The organism is Planococcus plakortidis (assembly GCF_001687605.2).
Lineage (GTDB): Bacteria > Bacillota > Bacilli > Bacillales_A > Planococcaceae > Planococcus > Planococcus plakortidis.
Map to the genome: position 1 here is coordinate 844779 of NZ_CP016539.2, position 12830 is coordinate 857608.

General features: G+C 50.8%; 13 protein-coding genes and 1 pseudogene. 7 read left to right on the forward strand and 7 right to left on the reverse strand.

Annotated features, from left to right (window positions below):
* Positions 1–44 precede the first annotated feature (44 nt).
* A complete protein-coding gene (locus tag BBI15_RS04335) occupies positions 45–635 on the reverse strand; it encodes a TetR/AcrR family transcriptional regulator (RefSeq protein WP_068872469.1) in 591 nt (196 codons plus the stop codon).
* A gap of 150 nt (positions 636–785) precedes the next feature.
* On the opposite strand from BBI15_RS04335, the gene BBI15_RS04340 reads away from it, so the two are divergent.
* Positions 786–2357: a class I adenylate-forming enzyme family protein gene (locus tag BBI15_RS04340; protein WP_237150909.1), complete on the forward strand. Its 1572-nt coding sequence runs from the start codon at positions 786–788 to the stop codon at positions 2355–2357.
* 16 nt (positions 2358–2373) lie between these two features.
* On the forward strand, positions 2374–3150 hold the full coding sequence (locus BBI15_RS04345; protein ID WP_068872470.1) for an SDR family NAD(P)-dependent oxidoreductase: 777 nt from the start codon (positions 2374–2376) through the stop codon (positions 3148–3150).
* Positions 3151–3189: 39 nt separating this feature from the next.
* Here the strand turns inward: BBI15_RS04345 and BBI15_RS04350 are convergent, their stop codons facing one another.
* On the reverse strand, positions 3190–3939 hold the full coding sequence (locus tag BBI15_RS04350; protein WP_068872471.1) for an SDR family NAD(P)-dependent oxidoreductase: 750 nt from the start codon (positions 3937–3939) through the stop codon (positions 3190–3192).
* Between the two features lie 95 nt (positions 3940–4034).
* A pseudogene (gene mug, locus BBI15_RS04355) lies at positions 4035–4579 on the reverse strand (G/U mismatch-specific DNA glycosylase).
* Positions 4580–4687: 108 nt separating this feature from the next.
* Here mug and BBI15_RS04360 point away from each other — a divergent pair.
* Positions 4688–5215 (forward strand): YcxB family protein, encoded by a 528-nt coding sequence (locus tag BBI15_RS04360; RefSeq protein WP_068872472.1) that lies wholly within the window; start codon positions 4688–4690, stop codon positions 5213–5215.
* 49 nt (positions 5216–5264) lie between these two features.
* Here the strand turns inward: BBI15_RS04360 and BBI15_RS04365 are convergent, their stop codons facing one another.
* A complete protein-coding gene (locus tag BBI15_RS04365; RefSeq protein ID WP_068872473.1) occupies positions 5265–5726 on the reverse strand; it encodes a BsuPI-related putative proteinase inhibitor in 462 nt (153 codons plus the stop codon).
* 135 nt (positions 5727–5861) lie between these two features.
* On the opposite strand from BBI15_RS04365, the gene BBI15_RS16515 reads away from it, so the two are divergent.
* The 3 genes from BBI15_RS16515 (at position 5862) to BBI15_RS04375 (ending at position 8265) form a co-directional block, all read left to right on the forward strand.
* Positions 5862–5999 (forward strand): hypothetical protein, encoded by a 138-nt coding sequence (locus BBI15_RS16515; RefSeq protein WP_167358025.1) that lies wholly within the window; start codon positions 5862–5864, stop codon positions 5997–5999.
* Between the two features lie 144 nt (positions 6000–6143).
* Positions 6144–7694: a class I adenylate-forming enzyme family protein gene (locus tag BBI15_RS04370; protein ID WP_068872474.1), complete on the forward strand. Its 1551-nt coding sequence runs from the start codon at positions 6144–6146 to the stop codon at positions 7692–7694.
* 88 nt (positions 7695–7782) lie between these two features.
* On the forward strand, positions 7783–8265 hold the full coding sequence (locus tag BBI15_RS04375; protein ID WP_068872475.1) for a YehS family protein: 483 nt from the start codon (positions 7783–7785) through the stop codon (positions 8263–8265).
* A 51-nt stretch (positions 8266–8316) separates the two neighbouring features.
* On the opposite strand, the gene BBI15_RS16520 is transcribed toward BBI15_RS04375, so the two are convergent.
* The 3 genes from BBI15_RS16520 to BBI15_RS04385 all read right to left on the reverse strand — a co-directional run bounded on the left by BBI15_RS16520 (position 8317) and on the right by BBI15_RS04385 (position 10996).
* Entirely contained in the window at positions 8317–8487 is a 171-nt protein-coding gene (locus BBI15_RS16520; RefSeq protein WP_167358026.1) for a hypothetical protein, read from the reverse strand.
* 589 nt (positions 8488–9076) lie between these two features.
* Positions 9077–9964 carry a fructose bisphosphate aldolase gene (locus BBI15_RS04380; protein WP_068872476.1) on the reverse strand — a complete coding sequence of 296 codons (888 nt, stop codon included), beginning with the start codon at positions 9962–9964 and terminating at the stop codon, positions 9077–9079.
* A 108-nt stretch (positions 9965–10072) separates the two neighbouring features.
* The gene (locus BBI15_RS04385; protein WP_068872477.1) at positions 10073–10996 is read right to left on the reverse strand and encodes an oxidoreductase; all 924 of its coding nucleotides are present in this window, start codon (positions 10994–10996) and stop codon (positions 10073–10075) included.
* Between the two features lie 206 nt (positions 10997–11202).
* On the opposite strand from BBI15_RS04385, the gene ilvA reads away from it, so the two are divergent.
* Positions 11203–12489 (forward strand): threonine ammonia-lyase IlvA, encoded by a 1287-nt coding sequence (ilvA, locus tag BBI15_RS04390; protein ID WP_068872478.1) that lies wholly within the window; start codon positions 11203–11205, stop codon positions 12487–12489.
* Positions 12490–12830 lie beyond the last annotated feature (341 nt).

The window sequence follows — 12830 nt, forward strand, 5'->3', positions numbered from 1 at the left end:
AAACAGGAAGAGAGCAGGTCGCTCCCTTCCTGTTTTTTTATGGGCTAATTGCGGATTCCGTTGAACAACAGCGCGAGCCAGCCGTCGATTTCCCCTACCAGATCGAAGTCGCCATCGAAAATCGCCCAGTCATAGAGTGTTCCGCGCATGCTGCGGGATACCAGTAGCGCGAGCCGGCCGGATGATGCGCAGCTGGTCAATTCCCCTTTTTCCTGCCCTTCGGAAACGAGTTGTTCGAGAATCGCATAGAGCGGCCGTTCCGTATCGGACAAGTAATTATCGACAGAAGGGGTGAGTGCATAGGCGTAAAGCGATCGGATGCCATCCCGCCCAAGCTCATCCCGCAAATATCCCATCTGAGCGATCGCGAGCTTGCGGATCTTTTGTTCGGCCGGCAAACTGTCGGGCAGGCTGTCCTGGAAGTCGCGATAGAATTGGTCGATTTCCTTGAATTTTTCAAGGAAGATATCGTATTTGGATGTAAAATGCCCATAGAACGCCCCTTTAGATGTTTCACTTTTCCGGACGATCTCATCGACCGACACCCGGTCAAATCCCTTGTCGCTGAACAAGTCCAGCGCCGTGCGCAGGATGCGTTTTCTCGTTTCGAGCGCTTTTTCATGTCGGCTCATCATAATGGCCACCTTTCTCTAAGTCAGATTGTATGCGTGCATCCAAATGCGACTGAATTGTTTGAAAACAATTGACAAAGTTCTGTTGAATTGAATAGACTATAGTCTATAGATTATAGACTGCGGTCTATGGAATTGACAAGATGAGAGAGGATGTTGATGATTTTGACAGCGGAACTGACATTGATCGATCTCTTAAACGCCCAATGCGAAAAACGCAGCGAGCAGCCGTTCCTGGTTTTCGAAGACAATAAAGAGCAAGTGACGGAATACAGCTATGGGGAATTTTTGGAGCGTGTGGAAAAATTCAGCGGCGCGCTATACGAACGCGGCATACGTAAAGGCGACAAAGTAACACTCCATCTGCCGAATTCCGCGGAATTCGTCGTGTGCTGGTTCGCGATCGCAAAGCTCGGGGCCATCATGGTGCCGACCAATATCTTGTCGACCGGTGCGGAAATGGATTATTTAATCGGCCATTCGGAATCGGTCATGCTCATCACGGAATCGGAATACATCGAGAAGTTCAAATCCATCCAAGGGAATCTCCCGAAGCTGCGGCAGATTATCCTCGCGCGTACGGATGAAGATGGAGAATTTGAAAGCGTTAACAAAATGATTGGAGCGTTCTCGGGCAAAACGCCGGAAGTGGAACTCCAGCCGGAAGACGTGGCAGCGATCCTGTACACATCCGGGACAACATCGAAACCGAAAGGCTGCCTCATCACCCATGCCAATTACATCTACACTGGGCAGGCTGTGGCGGAACATATCGGCTTTACGGAACAGGACCGGGCGCTTGTCGTCCTGCCGCTGTTCCACGGGAACGGCCAATATTACATGATCATGCCGAGCTTAGTAGCGGGTGGCAGCGTCGCCATCACTGAGCGCTTCAGTGCAAGCCGCTACGGCCGCCAAGTACAACGGTTAGGGGCCACACTCGGTTCGCTGTTTGCGGCACCGATCCGCATGATCCTCGCACAGCCCTACGATGAAGCAGAACGCAACAATAAACTGCGGGCCGTCATCTTCGCCCAGTCCGTTACAGCAGCGGAACTGAAGGCGTTTGAAGAACGGTATAACACTTCGCTTTACCAGATTTACGGCATGACGGAAACGATTGCGCCGCCTTTGATGAATCCATTGCAAGGAGCTAAAGACAATACGGGCATCGGCAAGCCGATTGCAGGTTCGCGAATTAAGCTGATCGATGAAGAGGGCAACGAAGTGCCGGACGGGGAGCCGGGCGAAATTTTGCTCGAAGGCATCCCTGGCAAGACGATCATGAAAGGCTATTTCAACAATCCGGAAGCAACCAGCCGAACATTGCAGAATGGCTGGCTCCATACAGGGGACAAGGCGCGTAAATCGGAGGACGGGTTCTATTATTTCGTCGACCGCCAAAAAGACATGATCAAACGTGCCGGCGAAAATGTTGCGGCGAGTGAAGTGGAAAATGTCATCATGGAGCACCCGGCTGTCTATGAAGCGATTGTCATCGGGATCCCGGATGCGATGCATGATGAAGCCCTGAAAGCATTCGTTATCCTGAAGCAGGGGCAAACGGCAACGGAGCAAGAAGTGATCGACTACTGCAAAGGCCAGCTGGCAAAGTTCAAAGTGCCATCAGCCATTGAGTTTGTCGAAGATTTCCCGCGTACGTCCGTCGGCAAAATCCAAAAGCATAAATTGAAAGAGATCGAATTGAAGAAACTGGATGAATAGAAAGGAAGACGGCTATATGGAAGACACATTAACCAATCAAGTGGCGCTCATTACCGGCAGCGCGCGCGGCATCGGCTTTGCCTGCGCGAAAGCACTCGCGAAACGTGGAGCCTCCATTGTTTTGACCGATATTCTGGATTGCGATGAAGCAAAACAGCAGCTCGAATCGGAATTTCCCGGCATCCGCGTGTTGGCGCTGCAAGTCGACGTCCGTGACCGGGCGCAAGTCGAACAGGCGATTCACGAAACGGTGGAGGAATTCGGCGGGATCGACATCGTCGTCAATAACGCCGGCACCGTGTCGCGCCTGAGCTTGAAAGATATGACGGACGATGATTGGAGCCGTGATATCGACACGAATTTGCGTGGCACGTTCTTGTTCACGCAAGCAGCGATCTATCCGCATATGGTCAATCAGGGAAGCGGGCGCATCATCAACATCAGCTCGATTTCGGGCATGATGGGCGGGGCGGTTTCCTACGGCGAAGACGGCGAACGGCAAGGGCGCTCGGGCCCTGCCTATGCGGCGTCAAAAGGCGGCATCATCGCCTTCACGAAATGGGTCGCGAAAGAAGTGGGCGAGTTCGGCATCACGGTCAATAGCGTCGCGCCAGGGCCGGTGGAGACCGCCATCACGAAAGGCGTCAATTATCCGCTTGAACTGCAATCGATCAAGCGCCCGGGGCAGCCGGAAGATATCGGGGAAGCGGTCGCCTATTTGGCATCACCCGCTGCGGGATACGTAACAGGCGAAGTATTGAAAGTATGCGGCGGGGCAGGAATCGGCGCATAAAAAAGGTTCCAGGGAACGCGTCCCTGGAACCTTTTTCTATTACTTCGTGCTGGTGAACCCGCCGTCGATGCGGATGACATCACCATTGATATATTGTGCTTTCGACGTAAGCAGGAATGCCACGAGTTCCGCGACTTCGTCTGCTGTGCCGAGGCGCTTTTGCGGGATGCCCGTTTCAGCGTTTTTCTTCATTTCCGGGTTGGCGTCGAAATACGCTTTGACCATCGGTGTTTCGGTTGGGCCCGGTGCGACGGCATTGACGCGCAAACCGTCTTTCGCGTATTCGGCGACGAGCGATTTCGTCATGCCGACGATGCCGTGCTTCGTCGCTGAATAGGTAACGACCGTATCCTGGCCGATGACGCCGGCGCTTGATGCGGTGTTGACGATCGAACCACCGCCGTTTTTCACCATCACTTCCGCTACGTAGCGGAGGCCGTATAAAGCGCCGAGCAAATTGATGCCGACGATCTGTTCGATTTCTTTTATGTCGGTTTCGAGGAAGTATTTGCCGCTTCCTGAAATGCCTGCGTTATTGAAGAAATAATCGATTGAGCCGAAATGCTCGACCGTTTTATCGACGTAGTTTTTGACTTCTTCTGCCTGGGAGACGTCCGCTTTGATGAAGATAGCATCCGGCCCGAGATCCTTCACTTTTTGGACAGTGTCATTGCCGCCTTTTTCGCTGATGTCGACGACCGCGATATTGATGCCTTCCTGTGCCAGGCGCAGCGCTGTCGATTGCCCGAGCCCGCTTCCGCCACCTGTGACGATTGCTGTTTTTGCCAATGAAATCTCCTCCTTATGCTAATTGCTTCATTTCTCTGTTTACCCGCTATGCGTGCTGGATAATCAATAAGGGTGGAGAGGCGGAAGCGGAAGATTCAAAGCCCCTCCTCAATCAACTGGCGCAAGCCTTCGTAAATCTCGACGATTTCAGCCTGTTTCATGCGCACGAGGCCGCTTGAGGAAGGGGCAACAAAGTCGATGACTCCGGGAATGACCGGATCCGGCTGTTTGCCCCAATGCGTCGATTTCTTGCCGCTGAACTGGAGGTAAACGCCTTTGCCGACAAAACAGACGGCTTTTGGCCGGTAGCGTTCAATTTTACGTTTTAATTGTTCGGCGCCTTCTTTGTATTCTTGCTTTGTGATATCTGCTGCCGCTTTGGTGGGGCGGGGACGATATTGGTCAAGCCGTAGCCGAGTTCGAGCAAATCATGGTTTTCCTCGGGGGCATATTTTCTGGGCGTCAATCCGGATTCAAATAGGATTTTCCAGAAACGATTGTTCGGGTTGGCGTAATGGTAGCCGGTTTCGCTTGAGCGGATGCTCGGGTTGAATCCGACGAACAGGATGTCGAGATGGTCCTTCAGGTGATCGGATATCGGTGTGAGTTCCAACAGAAAGCTCCTTTCGAATAAATGCATTTACAGGTTATTAGCGTATCAAAAAAATATAATATATTCTGCACTGAACCATCGTATAATAGAAGAAAATGGCAATGATGAATTCATCTTGCTCAAAGGAGCTGTGTCATGCAGGAGTTTTCTTATGAGTTGAAAGAACAGCAATATGTAGCGTTTAATCTCTATCACTCGAAACATTCGCAAGCGGTCAAACGCTCATTGGCAATTCAACGCTTTGTCGTTCCAATTGTTTATTTGATGATGCCGTTCGTGATGGGACCGATTTTCGATTGGTCGATCTGGGGACTGATGATTCCTTTTGTCATGTTCGCGATTTTGTGGATTGTTTTTTTTCCGCCTTATTTCTATTGGAATATTAAGCGCATAAGCCGGAAAATGATCAGAGAAGGAAAAAATGAAGGATTGCTCGGCGTCCATAAGCTGTTAATCGATTCACAAGGGATCCGGGAAGTGACGAAAAACGGGGAAGCCCAGGTGCACTGGTCAGGAATCGAAAAATATGGGGAAGATGCGGACAATTTGTATTTGTACAATAGCGCGATGTCTGCGCTGATTGTGCCAAAACAAGCGGTACCGGAGTTGGACTTACTACTTGAGCTATTGGCTGAAAAAGTCTCGGCAACTGCAGGAGGCTGACTGCTGACTGGACGAAAAAACCGAACCGCATTGAACGGTTCGGTTTTTTCTATTCGATTGTATGCTCGATTTTTGCCGGATAAGTCGTGCCTTCTGTCGGTGTCAACCATACTTCCAACGTGTAGGTGCCAGGTTCGAGATTGGCTTCCGACACTTGGATTTCGTATTGGAGCTCTTCGCCCTGGCGCAGGATTTCCTCGCCGAGCGCCTGGGTATACATGCTGACGGATGACATGCGGAACACTTCATTGCCTTGTTCGTCGGTCAATGTGAAATCATAGCGCTGCCCGCTCGTGAAGTTGAATGTTACCGCTTCTTGCGTATCGTTTTTGACCGTATAGCGATACGTTCCATTGCCGGTTTCTTCTATGGTCGATGTCACTTCGCCTTCGATGATCTCACCCCCTGGAGCCGGATCTTCCGGTTGATTATCGCTTTCGGTGCCGCATGCCGCGAGCACCATAGCGGCGAATAATGCCATTAGCCAACTGAGTGCGGCCTTTTGCCTCATCGGGTTCGCCCCCTTCTTTGTCTATGGAGTAGACCGCAAGAGGCCATGAAAAGTTACACAAATGAGAGCATTTCACTGTTCGTGGGCCTTCTTGCTATCCTATACTAGCACTATACCCTGAAGGGGGGCGTTCTAATGCCCGGATTATTCAATGATTTCCGTGAGGCACTAACGGCAAAGGCGAAATGCCTGGGAATGAGCACTTTCACTGTCGCCAAATATATGGCGATCGGCTTGATTCCTTTATACATCATTTATTTGTTCATGAATTGAGGCGCACGGCAAAAGCCCTGGAAGGGGTCTTTTTTTAGTTCCAATTATTGGTACATTGACTATATTTTCAGAATATTATAACATTAAATAACTAAGGCTCAGGCAGAAAGGGAGATTCATGAGCAATCAAAGGAGGAATGGAAAATGAACATTACAACATCGCTGACCATGAATGCGACGCGCCAGCCCGATTTACCCGCATTGAATTTTGAAGGGACATCCTATACGTATGAGGAATTGAACGCCGAAGTGAATCGCTTGGCGAATGGCTTGGTGCGTGAAGGGGTTTCGAAAGGCGATAAAGTGGCGTTGTTCATGAAGAACTCGGATGCTTATGTGATTGCGTTTTTTGCCGCATTGAAAGCAGGCGGCGTTGTGGTCCCGGTCAATTACAGGCTGAGTGCCGAGGAAGCGGGTTATCTATTCGCCCAGTCGGATGCAGCCTATGTGTTTTGCGATCAAGAATTCGAAAACTTGGTTGCGGAAGCGAAGGAATTGGACGACCTGCTGCACCAGGTGATCGTCTATCCGAAAGCACAACAAGAGGCACATCTCAGTTGGGGCGAGGTACTGGACGATGACCGCTCGGAGCCAAACGTCGAAATTTTACCGGAAGACGATGCGGAAATCCTTTATACATCGGGAACGACCGGCCCGCCTAAGGGAGCGCTTTTCGACCACCAGCGCATCGTCAATGTCAGCACTTCGTTCATTCTCGGGACAGGCGTCAATCATGATGACCGCTTGCTTCATGCTGCGCCGTTTTTCCATCCTTCCCAGCTCAATTTATTTCTCGTGACGGGGGTCATGCTCGGTGTCCCGCACACCATTCTGCGTGAATTCGCGGCCAGGGAAGTGTTGGAGGCTATCCAACGGGATGGCTGTACGGTATTTTTCGGGCTTCCGGATATGTACCATGCATTGATGGAGGCGCCTGATAACGCATACGACCTGGGCACGGTCCAGAAATGCATGTACGGGACCGATCCGATGCCGAATGGCCTGGTCGCGCGGGCAATGAAATTTTTCGGGCATGGGCAATTCTATAATCTCTGCTTTCTTACAGAAGGCGGCCCAGGTGGCGTCTATTTGCTGCCAAGCGAGCACGCCCATAAAGAGGGAGCTGGCGGCAAGTCGATGTATATGACACACGTTCGTGTGGTCGATGAGGAAATGAACGACGTTAAGCCGGGCCAAGTCGGCGAATTCATAATGCGCGGCGAGACGATCATGAAATCGTATTACAATATGCCGGAAGAAACCGAGGAAGCGTTCCGCGACGGCTGGTTGTTGACGGGCGATCTTGCGACGATCGATGAAGACGGCTATATTACACTGGTCGACCGCAAATCCGACCGCATCATTTCTGCAGGGAATAATATTTATTCGATCGAAATCGAACAAGTGTTGAATCGCCATCCGCAAGTCCAGGAAGCGGCGACCGTCGGCATTCCGGAAGAAGAATGGGGCGAAATCGTCGGTGTCGTCATCGTCCCGAAAGACGGTGCGCCGATCGACGAAGCAGCGCTTTCCGAATACTTGCTCGAGCATTTGCCCCAGCATAAAGCGCCGAAAAAATTCCGGTTTGCAGATGAATTGCCGCGCAATGCTTCAGGCAAGATTCTGAAATACCAATTGCGCGAACTGCATATCAGCGAATATACATGGTTCCGCCATACGTTTATCGAACGCTGAAAAATGGCGCCCTGATGCTCCGGGGCGCCATTTCTCTGTGTTATGATGGAACAGGATTCGAATAGAACATGGCAGGAGGATTTTTCATATGGACAATAACGATATTCTGATCCGGCTGCGTTATGCGCTGGACTTGAAAAATAGCGATGTCAAGGAAATTTTCGCACTCGGTGGCGAAAAAGTGGATGCGGTCGATGTGCCGTTGATTTTAACAAAAACGCCGGAACCCGACGATGAAGGGGCTGAGGACAATATCCCTTTAACGAACGACCAATTGGAGCGCTTCTTGAACGGGCTCATCACCTTTAACCGGGGCCCGAAACCCGGCGACTCCGGCCCGCCCGAAGTAAGCGGCGAGCACGTCAATAACCTGGTGTTGAAAAAACTGCGCATCGCCTTGGAATTGACGAGCGAAGACTTGCTCGACTTGTGGAAACTGGCCGGAATCAACGTCTCTAAAGGCGAACTCGGTGCCTTTCTCCGGAAAGAGGGCCATAAAAACTACAAGGAGCTGGGCGACCAGCTCATGCGCAATTTACTTAAAGGCATCACGCTCAATTATCGTCCATAGCACAAAGCCGCAGCATCCGATTCGGGGTGCTGCGGCTTTTGCGTTTCGCGCTTATTCGCCACCGCTCGTATAGCGGTTGTCGCCCATCGTGTAATTCGAGCTGTCGCCAGGCTTGGCGTCGAGATGCGTCGGCTTGTCATAATAGGCAGAAGCTCTGCGCCGGCGGTCGACGATAAAGCCAAGTCCCACCACAATAGCAATCGGAACCAGGAAATAGAACATATAATTCCTCCTTTTTAGTGGGGTGTTCGCAAATGAAACAAGTGAGCGAGATGGATGGTTCATTAATGATTTCATCACCAAGCAGCCGCCTCCCGCTTTGGGCTGGCCTCTTACCATAAGCCAAGAAGAACACTTGTCTCATTGCGTCGGCTCGCCCTTGTGCGCGGTTCGGCTTTAAGATTTCATTGGATATTATATGCAAAGAAATGTCACTGTTAGGTGTCTTCATCCGCTGGTGGCGACGCTTAGCTGGACTTGATAATTACAGAGAAATTTCGTGTGCTGTTCAATTCGAATTTATGAAGATGATTATAATAATTCACGCTTACTTCAATGTGTGATGAATTTCATTTCCTCTCTAAAACTAGAGATGGAGCGGAAAGGGGCGACTCTGGAGGGATCAGGACGAGCTGAAGACCCTGGACTGAGCGTTAGCGAGGGAAGCGGCTGAAGCCGGCCCCCTCAGAAAGCGTCCCCTTGAAGCGCAATCTTCATCCTTTACATTTCCAATACAATCTGTTGAAGTTTTATTTTTTATTTCAACCGATACAGAAAAAAAGCGCACCGCAAAGGGAGCGCTTTTTTTATATCATGTAATGGATGCTTCGTAGATGTCTTTGATGGACTTCTCGAGCGTCGTATTGAACTCTTCATCCGTCTGGCCAGCACTCAAGCCTTCTGACAAGGCGCGTGAGAAGCTGGCGATCAAGCCTTTGTTTTCCGAAAGCTTCTGGTTCGCTTCTTCGCGCGGATAGCCGCCCGACAATGCCACGACGCGCACGACGCGAGGGTGGTCGATCAATTCCTTATAGAAATTCGCCAGCGTCGGGATCGTCAATTTCAACATGACGTACTCATCGTCGCTGAGTTTATCGAGGTGGCTGAGGATTTCGTCGTTCAGCATGGCCTCGATGCGCTCTTTGTCTGCACTGTTGATGTCGACTTCCGGCTCGATGATTGGCACGAGCCCTGCGGCGATGACTTCTTTCGCCACTTCAAATTGCTGGTCGACAACTTGCTTGATGCCTTCTGCATTCGGTTCTTTGATGACCGAGCGCATTTTGGTGCCGAAGACATTGCGTTCGACCGCACGCTTCAACAGCTCGCCAAGATTCGGGTTCGGCTTCATCAACTGGACGCCGTTCTGTTCGTCAGCCAGGCCTTTATCGATTTTCAGGAATGGCACGACACCTTTCGCTTCCCATAAATAATCGCTTGTGTATTTGCCATAGACTTCGCGGTCCATCGTCTGTTCAAACAGGATGGCCCCGAGTACATAATCCGACGTAAATGCAGGCGCGGTCATGACGCGCGTTCTCATTTCGTGGATCAGGTCGAACATTTCCTCTTCATTGGAGTAAGCATCTTCATTCACGCCGTAAAGTTTTAGCGCTTTTGGCGTACTGCCGCCGCTTTGGTCCAATGCAGCGATAAAGCCCTTGCCGTTTTTCACTAACTCGAATTGTTTTGAATTCATCGTCTCAGCTCCTTGGATAAAGAAATTTTGACTGCATTAATCCTGTTCCCTGCTAAGTGTACCAATAATCGGATTTTTCATCAAAAATGAAACAATCCGCACTATGTCTCAGCGGTGGTCGGCCAGGCTTTCGCGCTGGGCCGCTTCAAAATCAAAGGTGACGCCCGTCAATTGCTCGGACACGGCCCATAGTTTCTGGGCAAGCGCTTCGTCAACAGCTGTCGGGTGGGGCGTATCGAGTGCGGGATAGCCTTTCCTGCGGCCTTTTCCGGCAGGTCCGATGTATTCGCCGCCTGCGAGATCCGGTTCTGTTGCGGCGTGGACCGTGGCGAGTGCGCCCATGTCCGGGGGCTGTAAAAAGCGGTTGGCGAAATCCCTCAGCAACACCGGTGCATCGTATTTGCCGATCTTGAAGATATTGGTGGCGGAAACGCCGGGATGGCAGGCGACGCTGATCGTCTGGATGTGGTGCTTTTTCAGCCGTCGGTCGAGTTCCATCGCAAACAGCATATTGGCAAGCTTGCTTTGGTTATAGAACTTTTTCGGGCGGTAGCCTTTCGAGCCGTCAAGATTATCGAAATCGATCGTGCCCCGGTTATGCGCGAGGCTGCCGAGCGTGATGACGCGCGAGCCCGGAGTTTTCGCGAGCAAGGGCAGTAGGTGGGCGGTCAGCGCGAAATGGCCGAGGTAATTGCTGCCGAACTGCAATTCGAATCCATCTTTCGTTTTTCCGTAAGGCGGCATCATGATCCCGGCATTATTGACCAAGAGGTCGATGGAGTGGAAATGTTTTTTGTAGCTGTCCGCAAAATGGCGGACGCTTGCGAGATCGGCCAAATCGAGCTTCAAGACAGCGACCGTCGCTTCGGGGTGGTAATCGAGGATCTCCCGTTTGGCGTTTTCGCCTTTGACCAAATCCCGGACCGCCAGGAGGATCGAAAAGCCCCGGCCAGCGAGCATATTGGCAGCTTCCCATCCGATTCCGCTATTGCCGCCTGTGATGACAGCGATTTTATGATCGACATTCTGCAAGAAATCATCTCCTTTTTAAAAACCATTTTGACTGCGCGAGCCTTCTATTTCTATCTAGTTTACCCCATTTGAAAAATGAAACCGCATACATTCGGGAAAAATCGAAAATCCGGCAAAATGGTCAATTAATTGTCTAAATTTTTACACAACAAAGGCCTCTGATGTGTTAGAGTAATTCAATAATCAAAATGAAGAGGGTGAATCAGATGGCAAAAAACATCACAGAGCTGGAAAGGGAAGTCGTCGCTAAAGAGGTGACCGTGGCCGATATTATGGTCGCCAATCAGGCGCTGAAGGATGTCATCATCCGGACGCCCTTGCAGCGCAACGAGATTCTTTCGGCACGCTATGGCTGTAATGTCTTTTTGAAGCGCGAAGACCAGCAAGTGGTGCGTTCCTTCAAATTGCGTGGCGCCTATAATTTCATCCGCAGCATGAGCGAGTCCGAACGGTCCAATGGCGTTGTCTGTGCGAGTGCCGGAAACCATGCACAAGGCGTCGCTTATTCCTGCCAGGCGCTCGGCATCGAAGGGAAGATTTTCATGCCGCTCACGACACCGAGCCAGAAAGTCTCACAAGTGAAACGGTTCGGCGGAGAGTACGTCGAAGTCATCTTGACCGGCGACAGCTTCGACGATGCCTTTGCGGCGGCGATGGAAGTCTGTTCGGAAGAAGGCAAGACTTTCGTCCATCCGTTCAATACGGAAGCGGTGATCGCAGGGCAAGGGACGGTCGCGGTTGAAGTGCTCAACGATATGCAGGAACCGGTCGATTATATGTTCTGTGCGATCGGCGGCGGGGGATTGGCTTCTGGCGTCGGTACGTATTTAAAAGGTATTTCTCCCGGGACGAAGCTGATCGGCGTCGAACCCGAAGGCGCGGCGAGCATGAAAGCTTCCCTAAAGGAAGGCCAAGTGACGCGGCTCGATACGATCGATACCTTCGTCGACGGGGCAGCGGTCAAGCAAGTCGGCGATCTATCGATGGCGATTTGCCAAAAAGTGCTCGACGACATCGTTCCGGTCCCGGAAGGCAAAGTGTGCACGACGATCCTTGAACTGTATAACGAAAATGCCATCGTCGCAGAACCGGCGGGCGCCTTATCGGTGGCGGCACTCGATTTCTACCGCGAGGAGATCCGCGGGAAAAATGTCGTCTGCGTCGTCAGCGGCGGCAACAACGACATCGAGCGTATGCAGGAAATCAAGGAGAAATCCTTGATTTATGAAGGCTTGAAGCATTATTTCATCGTAACGTTCCCACAGCGTGCGGGAGCGCTCCGGAAGTTCATGGGCGATGTGCTCGGCGAACAGGATGACATTACGCATTTCGAATACACCAAACGAAATAACCGGGAACACGGCCCGGTCCTGGTGGGGATCGAATTGAAAGACCCGGCAGATTATGGGCCACTCGTTGAGCGCATGGCGCAAAACGGCTTCCCGTATAAGGACATCAATAACGATTCCCTGCTATTCAATTTGCTGATCTGATGGCTGTGCTTTCTGCCGTGCATGTGGGGCAGGGAACACAGTTTTTTCAAACCTGGCGAATTATTAAGCTTTTTGATTCACTTAGACTAAAAGAAATCATTTCCTATCAATAATAAACAGAAAGATGATAATAAAATATTAATTTAAATATTCAGTAATTTAGGGTTTACAAGAAATGTGAAATATTGTAGGCTGATACTATCACTTTATATTATACAAAATATCAATTGCCATCTTTATTAGCGCTTTATGGGAAGATGGCATCAATAAAATTGAATGGCTACTTCCGGATAAGGCAGGGAACCAGGATTGCCGGTTCTGTGCAGCTGGAAACTTAAGCT